The organism is Streptomyces albus subsp. chlorinus (genome assembly GCF_013302895.1).
Taxonomy (GTDB): domain Bacteria; phylum Actinomycetota; class Actinomycetes; order Streptomycetales; family Streptomycetaceae; genus Streptomyces; species Streptomyces chlorinus.
The window spans coordinates 4,713,325-4,727,839 of record NZ_VJOK01000001.1 but is presented as its reverse complement, the minus strand read 5'-3'; the positions used below and the strand labels follow the sequence as shown (position 1 = coordinate 4,727,839).

Genomic DNA, 14,515 nt, shown 5'->3' with positions numbered 1-14,515 from the left:
GGGGCGCCGTCCGGGCCGGGGCCAGTCGTCCGGGCCGGGGGCGCCGTCCGGGCGGGGGCAGGGCGGGATCAGGGCAGGTCAGGGCAGCCTGCGGACGGGGGAGCCGTCCAGGTAGGCACGGATGTTCTCGACGGCGTCGCCGTAGTAGCGGCGGTAGTTGTCGCGGGTGACGTAGCCCAGGTGCGGGGTGGCCAGCAGGCGGGGCGCGGTGCGCAGGGGGTGGCCGGCGGGGAGGGGCTCGATGTCGAAGACATCGAGAGCGGCCCCGGCGATGGTGCCCTCACGGAGGGCGTCGAGCAGGGCGTCCTGATCGACGATCGCGGCCCGCGAGGTGTTGATCAGAAAGGCGTCCGGCTTCATCGCGGCCAGCTCCTTCGCACCGATCAGGTGCCGGGTGCGCTCGCTCAGCGCCAGGTGGACGGAGACGAAGTCGCTGGCCGCCAGCAGTTCGTGGAGGGAGCCGGCCCGCACGGCGCCCACCTCGTCCGCGCGCTCCCGGGTGAGGTTCTGGCTCCAGGCGAGGACCTCCATCCCGAAGGCCGCGGCGATCGGTGCCATCCGCCCGCCGATCTTGCCCAGACCGAGCAGCCCCAGCCGCTTGCCGTGCAGATCGGCGCCGACGGTCTGCTGCCAGGGCCCGCCCTCGCGCAGCGCCGCGCTCTCCACGCCGATCCCCCGGGCCAGCCCGAGCAGCAGGGCCCAGGTGTGCTCCAGCGGCGGCACCGGGGAGCTGGCCGTTCCGCACACGGTCACCCCGTGCTCCTCGGCCGCCGCGTAGTCGATGACGGTGTTGCGCATGCCCGAGGCGATCAGCAGGCGCAGCCTGGGGAGCCGTGCGAGGACGGAACGCGGGAACGGCACCCGTTCCCGCAGCGTCACCGCGATGTCGAAGCCGTCCAGCATCGCGACGAGCGCGTCCTCGTCGGCGGGATGCTCCCGGAGGCCGACGACCTCCACCTCCTCCGCGACCCGCGACCAGTCGGCCATCGCTGTCCCCACGCCCTGGAAGTCGTCCACCAGCGCACACCGCAGACGTGTCATGGCACCTCACTCTCGATCCGTCACGTCCCCCGAGGCTGTCGATCATGCCCGCTCCCCTCGCCCGTGTCCTCCGCCCCGAGGCGGAGTCCCCGGCTGTGCGCGACCCGCAGGGCGTTGGCGAGCGCGCGGGCGCACGCGGTGAGCGCCAGCCGGAGGGCGAGGGCCCCGGCGGCGGGATCCGCCAGCACGCGTCGGGCCTCCCCCAGCGCCTCGGCCGCGTCGCGGAGGTGCTGGTTCTCGACCCGGTCGGCCAGCGCGGTGAGGACCCCGCCCTCGGGGGCGGGCGACAGGTAGCAGGGCTTGCCCGTGTCGGTGGCCCACGGCAACAGCCGCAGGACCTCTGGGAGGAGGGATTCCCTCTCGTCGGTCATCGTGTGCTCCTCTCACGGGGCACCTCGGAGCGAGGCGCACTAGGTCACCATTGAGCTGAACTAGGTCACACGCAGGACCCGGGATGAAAATTCACCCTCCTGAGGCGAACTAGGCCACTGCGAAGGCTTTTCGGTGTTCTAGTTCACCCGCTACCGTGCCGAATATGGCAGAGCAGCGCTTCATGGACATCGCGGCGGAGCTTCGGGACCGGATCCTCTCCGGTGAGCTGGGGCCCGGCGACAAGTTGCCGACCGTCAAGGAGTTGGCGGCCTCCTACCGGTGTGCGGGGGCAACCGCGCAGCGGGCGCTCGGTCAGCTGTCGGTGGAAGGTGTCGTGCGCACCTCACCGCGCGGCACGTTCGTGGCGGACGAGGCACCGGTCGGCCTTACGCCGAGCGAACGGGCCGGGCTGGCGCGGCGGACGGGAAGCGTTCTGGCAGACGGCGAGTCGGTGGCCGTCACCGCTGCGGAACTCGTGGTCCCGCCGCTGTACGTCGCGGAGATCTTCGATCTCGACCACGGCGACCAGGTGGTCCGACGGGAGTACACCGTAGGCCGGGGCAAGGCCCGGCTGATGCTCGCCGTCGACTGGTTTCCGGCCCACTTCGCAGCCCTCGTACCGGACCTGCTCAGCACCGCACCCGGCAAGGTGCACGGCCTGCTCCCGAAAGTCCTCAAGGCGACGGGCCGCACGCCCACCTACGCCCGCGACGACATGCACGCGCGTGAAGCCGATCAGCGCGAGGCCGGTCACCTCGGTATCCCGCCAGGTGCGCCCACCCTGGCCGGGGCCCACCGCTGGAGCGACGAGGAGGGCATGGTCCTCTACGGCGAGTGGTGCCTGCCACCACGGCTGACGCTCTCGTACGAGACGGACCCGGGAGGCGCCGGCGTCAGCTCACGTTAGGGCCGGAGTAAGGGGCCGGCTCCTGGCGTCTTGCGGTGGGTCGTTGCGGTGTCGGGGTCAGGGTGAAGGAGAGGGCGAGGGTCGCCGGGAGGCCGAGGTGGGAGCCGGACCGGCCCGTCCCCGCACCGCCGGCTCAAGAGCGGGTGTCGCGGCCCGTGCGTCATCCCCGGTCCGGCGCCGCGGGACGGGCCAGTGCCCCGCACAGCGCCTCCAGCGCCGCCGCGTAGGCGTGTTCGGCCGGGGTGCCGTAGCCGACGACGAGCGCGGGCGGCGGCGCGGGCTCGGGCGGCGCGGCCGGGTGGCGGAACCCGGAAAGCGCGTCGAGGCCGACACCGGCCCGCTCCAGGGCGCGCAGCGCGGCCTCCTCCGTGGTGCCGGGCGGCAGTTCGAGGACGGCGTGCAGTCCGGCCGCGATGCCTCGGGCCCGCGCCCGGGGCACCCGTTCCGCGAGCAGACCGACCAGTCGGTCCCTCCTCGCGCGGTACCGCTGCCGCATCAGCCGCACCTGCCGGTCGTAGGCCCCGCACTCCAGGAAGTCCGCCAGGGTGAGCTGGCCCAGGCTGCCGACCGTCCACTCGGCGGGCGTCTTGGCCGCCAGCACGGCGTCCACCAGCCGGTCGGGCAGCACCAGCCACGCCAGCCGCAGTGCCGGGGCCAGCGCCTTGCTGGAGGTTCCCAGGTAGACGACCCGCTCGGGGTCCAGTCCCTGCAGGGCCCCGACCGGAGTAGGTCCAACACCCTGGGATCTATTCGGTTGCGGGCCGTTCCCGCTGGTCGGAAGGTTGGATGGCATGGTTGCCAACGGGGAGAAGAGGGACAACAGGCCAGAGGTGGACCTCCTGTTGAGGAAGTCCAAGATCGTTCGCGAGCGGGAGGAAGCGCTCTCGCTCCGGGCACAAGAGGAGCGGGGCCGACGCTGGGCCGAAGAGAACGGCTACCGCGTCCGCAAGGTCTGGAAAGAGAATCTGTCGGCATGGGATGACATAGAGCGACCTAAGTACGACGCGGCAATGGCGGCTGTTCTCAACGGAGAAGTTCCCGCCCTCTGGTGCTATGCACTGGACCGGTTCAGCCGCAAAGGCGCTGAGGCTGTCGTACCCATCCTCGGGAAAGCCCGGGTTATCTTCGATTACGAACGCCTGGATTCCATGAATGAGCGGGACAGGCGTTGGATTATCGATCGGGCCGAGAATGCCCGCGAATATTCGGTGCGCCTTTCGTACAACGTGCGCCAGACGAAGAAACGCCAACGCAACGAGGGGCGCTGGCTGGCTCGTGCCCCCTTCGGGCTGGTTGCCGACAAAGTGACACGCAAGCTGTCACCCAATCGGAAACTCGTCAAAGGCAAGGATTACTCTCCGTGGGACATTGTTGTCCGCATCTTCACTTCCATTGCCGAAGGGGTATCCGCGCGCGCTTTGGCTCGGCAATTGAACTCCGAGGGGATCAAGACGGCCACGGGTAAAGGCTGGCGCGCGGACGCCATTCGAGCAATCGTCATTCATCCAGTTTATGAGGGGTGGCTTACTGTCAGCCCTGGGGGTAAGTCGCACAAGAGTCCGACGCTCTACTACAACGACGCGGGGGAACGCGTGCAGGTGGCGGCGGACATGTCCGAGATGATCCCCGCTGAACCCGCGGACCGTGCCCGTAGGGTGCTGACCGGGCATCAGATTCTTCCGGGTAAGAGGCGCCCGGGCAGGCCGTCGAAACTTCTCGTCGGACGCCTGGTGTGTGCTCATTGCGGGCACCGGATGAATGCCGATGGTAAGTCCTACAATTGTCAGCTCCGGGCTGCGGGCGGCGATTGCCCTACGCCTGCCTCGGCGTGGTGTACTGCGATTGAGAAGTACGTAGCAATGCGTTGGCTCAACAGGTTCACGAACGCCAGTCCTGATGACCCCTTGGTGCGCATTTTGGCGGAACGTTGGCAGGCTCTCACTCAACCGAAGCGCACGGCAGAATATGACGATGCCGTGGCTGCGGTGAAAGCGGCAGAGGCGGCAATCGAACAGCTCGCCAACGACCGGGCGGCAGGGCTCTATTCGGGAGCAATGGGAAAGCACTTTCCGCGACTGGTGCGAGAGGCAGAGGCGAAATTGGAAACGGCACAGGAACAACTCAATGCCCTTTCGGGGGAAAGTCGTCTTGATTTCGCGGTGTTGACAAATCCGCTCTGGGCACGGCTGAAATGGCGGGGCGCCAATCTCGAATTGAAGCGCGAACTAGTGGGCCTCGCTATAGATCGCATCATTGTCACTCGCGCACCTAAACAAGGCGCACGATTCGACGGATGGAGCCGCGTCAACATCAAATGGGCCGACGGTTCTGACGACTACTCATATCCCGCCCAGAGAAGGGGTGCTCTGCAAGACATCTGGGAAGGGCGGCCGAACGCCGCGTAACAGTCAGCAATACCTGACGGGGGTCGGCATTACGGTCGCCCGGATTTGGCCGCAGGTAAATTCACAGGCGGCACGTCCTCAAGCGCGCACGGGCCTTAGCCACTACGAAACCTGCATTCGCGCTTGAGGACGTGCCGCTTGGGCGGGGTCAAGGGGCGCGCTGTAGCGCCCCTTGTACCACGCTGCGCAAGTAGATCCCTGGCGTTCGCCACACCCCTCGGAAAGGCGTCCGGCGACCGGTGCCAATTACCAGTAGAGGCGGGGCATTGGCCGCCCGCGTTGCAAGCCGCTGAGGCCCCTTCCAGCGGTCGGCGTGGGCCCAGGGACCGGGAAGGTGGCCAAAGGCCCCTCGGGGTGGCTGCACTGGCCTCAGATGGCCCGGCGGCCTGGGGCTGGACGCGTAACCCTCTGACGGCTCAAGGAGGCCGCGTGTACGCCCGGGCGGCGGGCCGCCCGGACAGGACCGGCCGAAGGCCGCACGCCTGGCCGGAGCGGCTGGAGCCGCACCGGGCGGCGCGCCGAAGGCGCGCCCTTGAGCAAGTGAAGAAAAGTTACGCCGCCCAAGCTCCCTCGGCCGTCGGCACGTCTGACGGCTGGGGCCTGCGTCTCGACCGTGGGGGCTTGGTCCCCTCTTCCCGGCACCCTGCGCCCATCGCCTGTGCCTCTGAGAGGGGTCGACTCGGCTTAGGAAATCTAGGAAACCAGCGGGCCGCACCCTGGCACCGGATTCTGAACTGGTGAATTCAGGATTCGAGTTCGGCTTGCCTCTTCATTCCTTGAAAGGCGTCCCGCAAATCTGCCGCTTCGGGTAGCCGTTTGGCTTCTACCGCCTGCACCACTTCAAGGGCGCGCCAATGATTCGACGGCACAATTTTCCCGGACAGTATTGCCCGCTGCGCCGCATAGCACGCCTCGTCCAATCGATCCCCACCAAGAAGAGTCAAAGCTAGATCAATATTCGCTGAGGCTACTCGCCTTGGCCATTTCTGAATATCTTCCGCTGGCGACAGGCGTGCAATTACTTCACGTGCGTAGTTTTCCGCTGCGGGGTCTCCAACCCATGCCAGAGTTGTAGCAGTGTAGGCCAAAGATTTAGCCGGATCGTATTGGTAGTGATGCTCCGTCCCTTTATGCGGAACCAGACTTGCCGACATTTTCCGCACTCGATCGACGGCAGAATATGTCTCTTTCGCCTCCCCGAGACGTGCTCGCGCGCGGCCCTCCTGGGCGGTTGCCTGAATTGAGACGGACGTTCCGACGGGTGCAAGTTTCTGCGCTGCTTGCGACAACTCCAAAGCGCGACGGTAATTCCCATCGGTGAGAACGCGCCATGCCTCGGTTTCAAAGCACCACGCTTCAATCTCTTTGCTTCCTGCATGCTGCGCGAGCGTGGCAGCCGCCTTCAAACGAGCGGAAGCCGCACGGTCTTGATGCAGGTCGATATGCAATGTGGCTGCTAGAAGTTGCAGCCATCCGCCAACCATGAAGAGCCGATTTTGCTCAGCTAGGGTCATTCGGGCATTCATTAGGTGCATAACGTACGCCGAGTGCCGCCTGACGCTTTCAAGTAGAACATGCGGGGCCGACACCGGGTATTGCATGGCCAAATTATCGAAAGCACCCTCTAGGGCACTCAGCGTCTCCGCGCCAACATCACTCGCACAAACTCGGCGGATCAATTCGAGAGCTTCAATCTCATCATCCGCCGCCTGGGCGACTGAAATCGTGAATGATTGCGGCGAATCCAGAAATAGCAATGAATCAAGCTCGGCCGACGTGATTCCGAGAATCTTCTGAATTTTGGGGCGCAACCAAGGCTGAGGCTCATTACTCCCGTTCTCCCACCGTTGAACGGTCGAACGGTCAACTCCGATAGCCTCGGCGAATTCCTCTTGGTTGTACCCGCATGCCTTCCGGCGCTCCGCTAGCTTCTGCCGCTTGCTGGCCACGCTGGCTAGCCCTCCCTCGTCCGGGGTGCTTCACGGGCAGCGTACGCCTTCTCACAGGTCAGGTCCGCAGTGCGGCCAAGATGCGGCCAAAGTGCGGCTTTTCTGCCGTGGTCACCGCGTACCCCCCTTGCTTACCTCGGAAGTGACGAAGCGTCATGCGACAAGCGGGGTGAGGGAGTGGTACCGCGTGAACACCCCTGGAACTGCCCGGGAACACCCGCAGGAGTGGCAACCAGGTGAGGTCGTCAAGGACGCGCGCACGGGGCGTGTGGGCGTGGTCATGGATCGCCTGGGGAGTCTGTACCAGGTGCGTCCGCTGAACGGCGGCAGAGAGTGGGACGTACATCCTCGGCACATGGTCACGGCCATACAGTCGGACGCTCTCAGCTCGCGCCTGGCGGAACTCAACCACCGTTCATCCAACTCATTGGGGCGAACCTGGTGACCGATGAACGGTTTGCGGAAACGCCCTACTCCGAAAGCCCTGACGGCTGGTGGACGCAGTACGGCGGAGCGCAGGACCCCCGTTCCGGAGTCGTCTATTTCCCGCCTGGATCACAGGCTCCACCCTGCGCATGCCGCGATCGCCGCGAGAAGGAGAGGGGAAAGTGATTGGCCGTTACGGTTGGCGCATCTTCGTCTTCGTGGTCTGGGTACTGTGCGCAGCAATCCCAACCATGGCAGCGACAGGCAACCTCTGATCTCCCAGCCCTGCCAATAACCGGATTCCGGCTTCCCCGACAGGTGAACGGCAGGGTTGGGGCACCAAAAGGGCACGCAGTGCACCACTCAACAGAGAGGCACAGAATGACAGCGATCCCGGAGTTCGAATTCCGCACGTCTAGCGCGTGCAAGTACAACAACAACGACCCCCGCTGTGTCGAGGTGGCGATCAACGTACCGGGCAAGGTGGCAGTCCGTAGCTCGGTCAACGGCGGCACTGTCGAGTTCAGCGCGGAGGAGTGGAACGACTTCCTGAGTGGTGCGAAGCTGGGTGAGTTCGACGTAGCCGCGTAGGGAGTCCTCATGAAGCAGTGTCCGCAGTGCGGCGGTGGCGCGATGAACGACCCTGAGCACGCGGGCGTGGTGCGCTGCCTGTCGTGCTGGCACGTGTGGTCACTGCCGCGAGAGACAAGCTGCCCGGGGCGCCTGCCTCGCCTCATGCCCGCACTACGCGTGCTGAGTGAGCATCGACGCCTCGGCCGCTAGGAAAACCGTTCAAGGCCCCGCCCACGCACCGCCCTTCTGAGGCACGTGGGCGGGGCCGCTTGCTGTCGGCGCGCCCCTGACGGCGGAGTTCCCAGGGTGTAGGGTCCACCGGGTGGCGGTCGTAGCGGAACTCGCCGTCGTAGTCGTCCTCCAGCACGAGTCCGCCGCGGCGCCGCGCCCAGTCCACCACCGCCGCCCTGCGGTCGGGGTGCAGCGGAACACCCAGCGGGTACTGGTGCGCGGGCGTGAGCAGCACCGTGCGGACCCCGGCGAAACGAGGGTCGTCGGCGAGGGCCCCGGTGCGGGCACCGTGCTCGTCCACGGGAAGGGGCAGGGTGCGCGCCCGCCCCGACTCCAGCAACTGCCGGTGGAAGAAGAGCCCGTACTCCTCCACCGCCACCTGCCCCGCCACCACCCGGGCCAGCAGCGCGAGCCCCTGCGCGAACCCGGCACACACCACGATCCGCTCCGGATCGGCCCGCACCCCGCGCGCCCGCGCCAGGTAGGCGGCCAGCGCCCGGCGCAGCTCGGGCGCGCCCCGGTGGTCGCCGTGCGAGAAGGCGAGGGCGGGCGCCGCGGTGAGCGCCCGGCGGGCCGAGGTCAGCCAGGCCGAGCGGGGGAAGGCCGAGACGTCGGGCGTGCCGGTACGCAGATCGTGCGCCGGGCGCTGCTGCCCGCGCTCGGCGCGTGCGAACGGCATCCGCACGCGCCGCGCCGCTCCCCGCTCCCGGGGGCGGCCGGGCCGGGCCGGCTCGGCGCGGTCCGCGACCCTGGTGCCGGACCCCTGCCGGGCGGACAGCCAGCCCTCCGCGACGAGTTCGGCGTAGGCGGCCGCCACCGTGTTGCGGGCCAGACCGAGGTCGGCCGCCAGCGTCCGCGAGGAGGGCAGCCGGGTACCGGGTGCCAGCCGCCCGGTACGGATGGCGTCACGCAGCGCGGCCAGCAGCGCCGCCCGCGGCCGGACGGCACCCCCGCCGGCGACAGCTCCCAGATCGAGATGGAGATCACTTCCGCCGGCCGGCCGCGAGGCCGACCCGCACGCGGCCCCGGGAGCAACCGGCGAGGCGTCATGCGGGGCAGCCCCGGAGGCGTCACCCGGCACAGGCCCGGAGGCCCCGGCCACAGCCCTGCGCGGAGCGGACCCGGGTGGGGTGCTGGTGCCGGTCGTGGCCGTCTGCGAGGCGGGCCCGGAAGTGGCCCAGGAATCTGCCATGGAAGTGGACCATACGCGTGGCCCACTGCTGCTTAGGCTCGGGGCATGACGACACCGCGTATGAACATCTGGCAGACCGCTCCCCAGCTGATGAAGGGCATGTACGGCTTCCAGCAGGCCGCTTCCGCGGCGGGGCTCGACCCCGTCGTCGCGGAACTGGTCAAGATCCGCGCCTCGCAGATCAACCGCTGCGCCTACTGCCTCGACATGCATGTGACGGAGGCCCGCGAGAAGGGCGAGTCGCAGTTGCGCATCGACCTGCTGTCCGCGTGGGAGGAGGCCGGCGACCTGTTCACCGAGCGGGAGCGGGCGGCGCTCGCCCTGACCGAAGCCGTCACCGAGCTGACCGACGGCTTCGTCCCCGACGAGGTGTACGCGCGTGCCGCCGCGCACTTCGAGGAGGCCGAACTGGCGGCGCTGCTCGGTCAGATCGTCGCCATCAACGCCTGGAACCGCTTCAATGTGGCCATCCGTGAGGTCCCCAAGAGCCTGGCGGACGGCGGTGCCTCCCGATGAGCGCCGCCGCCCGGTTCCGGGAGCTGCACCACGGCAGGCCGCAGGGCGACCCGTTGGTGCTGCCCGGACCGTGGGACGCCGCCAGCGCCCGGATCTTCGCCGAGGCGGGGTTCCCCGCTCTGGCGACGCCGAGCGAGGGGGTCTCCGCCTCGCTCGGCCACGCCGACGGGGAGTGTCCCGCCGAGGAGATGTTCGCGGCCGTCGCCCGTATCGTGCGCGCCGTCGAGGTGCCGGTGACCGCCGACATCGAGCGGGGGTACGGGATGGCGCCCGCCGAGATCGCCGCCCGGCTCGGGGAGGCGGGCGCCGTGGGCTGCAACCTGGAGGACTCCGCCTCCGGCACGCTGGTGGAAGCCGCCGCCCAGGCCGACTTCCTCGCGGCGGTACGCGAGGCGCTGGGGCCCGAGCCGTTCCTCAACGCCCGCGTGGACGTCTACGTCCGCGGGGCTGAGGAGCCCCTCAAGGAGGCGCTGGCGCGCGGCCGGGCCTATGTGGAAGCCGGTGCCGACGGCGTCTACCCCATCATGGCGCCCCCTGAGGACCTCGCGGTGCTGGCCCGTGAACTGCCCGTGCCCGTCAACGCGCTGGCCCGCCCCGGCGGCCCCTCCCCCGCCGCCCTCGCCGCGGCCGGCGCCACCCGCGTCACCTTCGGCGGCACCCTCGCCGCCCGGGTGCGGGAGGGCGTACGGAACCTGGCGGCCGGTCTGCGCGCGGGCCGGGACCTGTAGCCCTCAGCCCGCGCGCGGTACCGGTGCCACCGTCAGCAGCGCCGACAGGACCAGGACGGCGCCGAGGGCCGCGAGTTCCCAGGCGGTGGGGCGCAGGATGCGGGTGTAGCTGGTACGGGTGCGGTCCCGTACCAGCACGCGGCGGGCGAAGAGGGCGCACACGGCGACGAGTGCGACCACGGCGAGCTTGACCACCAGGATGCGGCCCCAGGCGGAGGAGGCGACCGCGTCCGGGGAGAGGGAGGGGAGTTTGCGCAGGGTGCTCACGGTGCCCGTCGCGCAGAGGGCGGTCAGCAGCCAGAAGGCGCGGCGGGCGTAGGCGGCCAGCAGGGCGCGGGCCGCACCCGGCTCGCCGTGCCACAGCCGCCACACGCGCATGGTGCGCAGCACGTGGACGAGACCGCCGGTCCACAGCACCGTCGAGGTGAGGTGGACGAGGGTCAGGGCGATGCCGAGGGCCGGGGTGTCCGCCTCCGGGTGGGCCCGTTGGGCCTCGCCGGCGATGACGCCCGCCAGCGGGACGGCGGCCCAGGTGGGGCGGGCGAGGAAGACGCAGAGGGCCGCGAGCAGGAAGCCGTTGGCCTCGCAGAAGGCCAGCAGGCCGTCGCGGGTGGCCCAGATCTCGCTGAGTTCGGGGAGTGCCGCCGTCAGCCGGCCGTCTCCCGCGGCGGCCATCGAGGCCAGGCCGAGGGCGGCGAGCATTCCGGCGAGGGCGGCGCCCGCGGCCCATGCGGACGGCTGCCGGGGTCCGTCGGCGCCGCCGCCTGGCAGGGTGCGGGCCACATCGCGGGCGAGCCGCCGTCCGGCCACCTCGCCGAGCTGGACGCAGAGCGCGGCCAGCAGCACGGACCGCAGCAGGGTGGTAGCGCCGCCGCCGGGTATGCGGACGTCGTGGGTGCTGCCCGTGGCCAGGTCGGTGCCCGTCAGGGCGAGGGCGGCGAGGACGGCGACGCAGGCGCCCGCCAGCAGCCCGGTCACCAGGGTGCGCCGGCGGGCGCGGGGCGCCCGGTGCCGGCCGCGCCCCGCCCGGCCGCCGGCGGGCGGGACGAGGGGCGGGGGACCGGGCTGGCTCACAGCGCAATTCTGCCCCAGCACACGCATGGTGGGGGCGCCCCGAGGGGCGCCCCCACCGCGGGACGGTTCAGCCGGCCGTCACTTCTTGGGCATCCACTTCTTCCACTTGCCGGGGTTCTCCTTGACCCACTTGGCGGCGGCCTCGTCGGTGTCCATCTTCTCGATGGTCATCCACTTGACGACCTGGGTCTGGTCCCCGGTGCTCCACTTGAACTTCTTGAGGAACTCCGCCGCCTTGCCGCCGTTCTTGGCGAAGTCCTTGTTCATGAACTTCGCCAGCTTGGTGTACGGGTAGGCGCAGTCGACCTTGGAGGCCACCTTGTCGCACCCGGGGGTGCGCTTGGGGAGCTGGACCTCCGTCATGGGGATCTTGGAGTTGAGCCACTGCGGCGTCCACCAGTAGGTGAGGAAGGGCTCCTTCTTGGCGGCGCGCTTCTGCATCTCCTTGATCTGCGCGGCCTCGCTGCCGGCGTAGACCGTCTTGTAGGGGAGGTCCAGGTTCTTGATGATGGCGTCGTCGTAGGTGCTGAAGGAGGGCGAGCCCTCCAGCAGCTGGCCCTTCTCGCCGCTCTCCGGGGTCTGGAAGTACTTCTTCAGCTTGGGGAGGTTCTTCCAGTTCTTGACCTCGGGGTGCTTCTTGGCGAAGTAGGTGGGCACATACCAGCCGATGTGGCCGGTGACGCCCATCTCGCCCGCGTAGACGACGGTCTTCAGCTCCTCGACGTACTTCTTCTCCTTCTTCGGCACGCCCCGCCAGTCCTCCAGCATGGCGTCGGCGCGGCCGGTGTTGAGGGCGTCGAAGGCGACGGGCTCGTCCATCTGGAGCGTCTTGACCCGGTAGCCGAGCTTCTTCTCCAGGACCTGCTTGGCCACCGCGACGTTCGCCTCGGAGCCCGCCCAGGCGGCCACCGGCAGGGTGACGGTGTTGGGGCTGCCGCTGTAGTACGGGTTGGCCTTGCCGCAGGAGGACAGGCCGCCCGCCAGGGCGAGCACCGCGGCCGACGCGACGGTGGCCCTCATCATTCGGGTGCGCTTCACTTCGTACCTCCGCGCTTGCCGGTGCCCGCGGACTGGGTGAGCCGGTCGAGCATCAGGCCCAGGCAGACGATGGCGACACCGGCCGAGAGGCCGACGCCCAGGTCGCTCTTCTGGAGCCCGTAGACGACGTCGTAGCCGAGCGCCCCGCCGCCGACCAGACCGCCGATGACGACGATGGCCAGGACCAGGACGACGCCCTGGTTGCAGGCCAGCATCAGCGAGGGCCGGGCCAGGGGGAGCTGCACCTGGCGCAGTTGCTGCCAGGTGGTGCCGCCCAGCGAGCGGGACGCCTCCAGGGCCGCCGGGTCGACGGAGCGCAGGCCCTGCGCGGTGATGCGGATGACGGCGGGCAGCGCGTAGACCACCGCGGCGAGGATGGCGGCGGGGCGGCCGACGCCGACCAGCGCCACCACGGGTACCAGGTAGACGAACTGCGGCATGGTCTGCATGACGTCGAGCACCGGGCGGATCAGCCGCATCACCCAGCGGGAGCGGGCCGCCAGGATGCCGATGACCACGCCGGCCACCAGGGTGCAGACCACCGAGACGATCACCTGCGAGAGGGTGTCCATCGACTTGCTCCACAGCCCCAGCACGCCGATGACGCCGAGCGAGAGCACGCTGGTCAGCGCGGCCCGCCAGGATCCGGCCAGCCAGGCGAGGACGGCCACCAGCAGCAGCACGCCCCACCAGGGTGCGGCCTGCATGGCGTCCCGCATGGGGTTGAGCACCCAGGAGGTGAAGTGCGAGGCCCACACGTCGGTGCCGCCCAGGACGGGCACCCCGTCGGAGATGGCCTTGGTGAAGGACTCGATGCCCCGGGTCAGCGGCGCGGAGAGGGACAGGCTCCAGTTCACCGGCCAGGAGCGCTCGCCGACGGGCCCGGCGAGGGTGCCGACGACGGCGAAGACGACGAACAGGCCCCAGGCCAGCGCGCCGCCCAGCTTCTCCAGGCTGACCGCGCCCGCGTCACCGGCCGTGCGCGTGGTGCCGGCGGAGGTCTCCAGCCGGTCGCCGGCGGCGGCGGTGACCCGGTCGAGCCAGATGGCGATGAGGACGATGCAGATGCCGGCGACCAGCGCCATACCCACGTTGTCCTTGGACAGCGCCTGGTAGACCTTGTCGCCCAGGCCGCCCGCGCCGATGACGGAGGCCATGACGACCATGGACAGCGCCATCATGATCGTCTGGTTGAGGCCGAGCAGCATCTCCTTGCGGGCCAGCGGCAGCCGCGCGGTCCACAGCCGCTGCCAGGCGCCGGCGCCCAGCGAGCGGGACGCCTCCAGCGCGGCCGGGTCGGCACCGCGCAGACCCAGCGAGGTGAGGCGGGCCATGGGGGGCGCGGCGTAGATGACGGTGGAGACCAGCGCGGCGGGCGAGCCGATGCCGAAGATCAGCACCAGCGGCAGCAGGTAGGCGAACGCCGGCATCACCTGCATGGTGTCGAACACCGGCCGCAGGGTCCGGTCGCCCCTCTCGGAGAGGCCGGCGACCAGGCCGAGCAGCACGCCGATGACGGCGGAGACGGCGACGGCCACCACCATCAGGGCGAGGGTGGACATGGCGTAGTCCCACAGGCCCAGCACGCCGAAGGCGGCGAAGGTGCAGGCGGTCAGCAGGGCGATGCGCAGCGGGCGTGCCCGCAGCCCGGCGCCGGACACGTACCAGGAGACGGCGGTGGCCAGCGCGGTGACGCCCAGCCAGCCCAGGTTGTTGAGGAAGGTGAAGACGTAGTCGACGCCGCCCTCGGCCCCGTTGCTGATGTGCAGCAGGACGTAGAGGAAGACCCAGCTCTTGGCGCGGTTGTCGGTCAGCCAGTTGCCGGCGTCGTCCAGCCAGCCCTTGACGCGGTGGGACTGGTCCAGCGCGTGGGGCCAGTCGCCGTCGAGGGCCAACGCGCCGGCGACCAGGGCCACGACGACGACCAGCAGCGCCCAGAACGCGGGGCGGGCCAGCAGTGCGCGGGCGCCGCTCACGGGTGCGGGGGCCGGCGGCGTCGCCGTCTTCTCCTCCGCCCGCTGCGGCAGGGTGGTGGTGCTCATATCAGCCCCTCGGCCGGGAGA

12 protein-coding genes and 1 pseudogene are annotated in these 14,515 nt (G+C 69.5%); 5 read left to right on the top strand and 8 right to left on the bottom strand.

The features are described from left to right. Positions 1 to 78: 78 nt before the first annotated feature. The gene (locus FM076_RS20705; protein ID WP_173872468.1) at positions 79 to 1,041 is read right to left on the bottom strand and encodes a D-2-hydroxyacid dehydrogenase family protein; all 963 of its coding nucleotides are present in this window, start codon (positions 1,039 to 1,041) and stop codon (positions 79 to 81) included. Between the two features lie 20 nt (positions 1,042 to 1,061). Further along, positions 1,062 to 1,412, bottom strand: a complete 351-nt coding sequence (locus FM076_RS20700; RefSeq protein WP_173872467.1) for a hypothetical protein — start codon at positions 1,410 to 1,412, stop codon at positions 1,062 to 1,064. Between the two features lie 164 nt (positions 1,413 to 1,576). On the opposite strand from FM076_RS20700, the gene FM076_RS20695 reads away from it, so the two are divergent. Continuing rightward, positions 1,577 to 2,320 carry a GntR family transcriptional regulator gene (locus FM076_RS20695; protein WP_243274585.1) on the top strand — a complete coding sequence of 248 codons (744 nt, stop codon included), beginning with the start codon at positions 1,577 to 1,579 and terminating at the stop codon, positions 2,318 to 2,320. Positions 2,321 to 2,480: 160 nt separating this feature from the next. Here FM076_RS20695 and FM076_RS20690 read toward each other — a convergent pair whose 3' ends face one another. Then, on the bottom strand, positions 2,481 to 3,113 hold the full coding sequence (locus tag FM076_RS20690) for an aminotransferase class I/II-fold pyridoxal phosphate-dependent enzyme (RefSeq protein WP_173872466.1): 633 nt from the start codon (positions 3,111 to 3,113) through the stop codon (positions 2,481 to 2,483). Between FM076_RS20690 and FM076_RS20685 the strand changes: the two genes are divergently transcribed. After that, on the top strand, positions 3,112 to 4,725 hold the full coding sequence (locus FM076_RS20685) for a recombinase family protein (RefSeq protein ID WP_173872465.1): 1,614 nt from the start codon (positions 3,112 to 3,114) through the stop codon (positions 4,723 to 4,725). The two genes, FM076_RS20690 and FM076_RS20685, sit on opposite strands and share 2 nt — an antisense overlap. 743 nt (positions 4,726 to 5,468) lie before the next feature. Here the strand turns inward: FM076_RS20685 and FM076_RS20680 are convergent. Then, positions 5,469 to 6,674 (bottom strand): helix-turn-helix transcriptional regulator, encoded by a 1,206-nt coding sequence (locus FM076_RS20680; RefSeq protein WP_016469312.1) that lies wholly within the window; start codon positions 6,672 to 6,674, stop codon positions 5,469 to 5,471. Positions 6,675 to 7,481: 807 nt separating this feature from the next. Here FM076_RS20680 and FM076_RS20675 point away from each other — a divergent pair. Beyond that, positions 7,482 to 7,691, top strand: a complete 210-nt coding sequence (locus tag FM076_RS20675) for a DUF397 domain-containing protein (protein WP_173872464.1) — start codon at positions 7,482 to 7,484, stop codon at positions 7,689 to 7,691. A 298-nt stretch (positions 7,692 to 7,989) separates the two neighbouring features. On the opposite strand, the pseudogene FM076_RS20670 reads toward FM076_RS20675, so the two are convergent. Then, positions 7,990 to 8,874 (bottom strand): annotated as a pseudogene (locus tag FM076_RS20670) (PLP-dependent aminotransferase family protein); the annotation flags it as partial. A 267-nt stretch (positions 8,875 to 9,141) separates the two neighbouring features. Between FM076_RS20670 and FM076_RS20665 the strand changes: the two are divergent. After that, on the top strand, positions 9,142 to 9,612 hold the full coding sequence (locus FM076_RS20665) for a carboxymuconolactone decarboxylase family protein (protein WP_243274584.1): 471 nt from the start codon (positions 9,142 to 9,144) through the stop codon (positions 9,610 to 9,612). Next, complete coding sequence (locus FM076_RS20660; RefSeq protein ID WP_173872462.1) at positions 9,609 to 10,340, top strand: isocitrate lyase/PEP mutase family protein; 732 nt, start codon at positions 9,609 to 9,611, stop codon at positions 10,338 to 10,340. Before FM076_RS20665 ends, FM076_RS20660 begins: the two co-directional genes overlap by 4 nt. Positions 10,341 to 10,343: 3 nt before the next feature. Here the strand turns inward: FM076_RS20660 and FM076_RS35040 are convergent, their stop codons facing one another. From FM076_RS35040 to FM076_RS20645, 3 genes are all read right to left on the bottom strand, one after another. Then, complete coding sequence (locus tag FM076_RS35040) at positions 10,344 to 11,414, bottom strand: CopD family protein (RefSeq protein WP_345945128.1); 1,071 nt, start codon at positions 11,412 to 11,414, stop codon at positions 10,344 to 10,346. 78 nt (positions 11,415 to 11,492) lie between these two features. Continuing rightward, a complete protein-coding gene (locus FM076_RS20650; protein ID WP_428815166.1) occupies positions 11,493 to 12,434 on the bottom strand; it encodes a glycine betaine ABC transporter substrate-binding protein in 942 nt (313 codons plus the stop codon). A 14-nt stretch (positions 12,435 to 12,448) separates the two neighbouring features. After that, positions 12,449 to 14,494 carry an ABC transporter permease gene (locus tag FM076_RS20645; protein ID WP_173872460.1) on the bottom strand — a complete coding sequence of 682 codons (2,046 nt, stop codon included), beginning with the start codon at positions 14,492 to 14,494 and terminating at the stop codon, positions 12,449 to 12,451. Positions 14,495 to 14,515: the final 21 nt, after the last annotated feature.

Excerpts from the sequence above, each read along its gene's own strand:
- FM076_RS20665 (WP_243274584.1), top strand. The coding sequence starts at position 9,142 with ATGACGACACCGCGTATGAACATCTGGCAGACCGCTCCCCAGCTGATG.
- FM076_RS20675 (WP_173872464.1), top strand. The coding sequence starts at position 7,482 with ATGACAGCGATCCCGGAGTTCGAATTCCGCACGTCTAGCGCGTGCAAG.
- FM076_RS20700 (WP_173872467.1), bottom strand. The coding sequence starts at position 1,412 with ATGACCGACGAGAGGGAATCCCTCCTCCCAGAGGTCCTGCGGCTGTTG.
- FM076_RS20705 (WP_173872468.1), bottom strand. The coding sequence starts at position 1,041 with ATGACACGTCTGCGGTGTGCGCTGGTGGACGACTTCCAGGGCGTGGGG.
- FM076_RS20645 (WP_173872460.1), bottom strand. The coding sequence starts at position 14,494 with ATGAGCACCACCACCCTGCCGCAGCGGGCGGAGGAGAAGACGGCGACG.
- FM076_RS20695 (WP_243274585.1), top strand. The coding sequence starts at position 1,577 with ATGGCAGAGCAGCGCTTCATGGACATCGCGGCGGAGCTTCGGGACCGG.
- FM076_RS20690 (WP_173872466.1), bottom strand. The coding sequence starts at position 3,113 with ATGCCATCCAACCTTCCGACCAGCGGGAACGGCCCGCAACCGAATAGA.
- FM076_RS20685 (WP_173872465.1), top strand. The coding sequence starts at position 3,112 with ATGGTTGCCAACGGGGAGAAGAGGGACAACAGGCCAGAGGTGGACCTC.
- FM076_RS20650 (WP_428815166.1), bottom strand. The coding sequence starts at position 12,434 with ATGAGGGCCACCGTCGCGTCGGCCGCGGTGCTCGCCCTGGCGGGCGGC.
- FM076_RS20660 (WP_173872462.1), top strand. The coding sequence starts at position 9,609 with ATGAGCGCCGCCGCCCGGTTCCGGGAGCTGCACCACGGCAGGCCGCAG.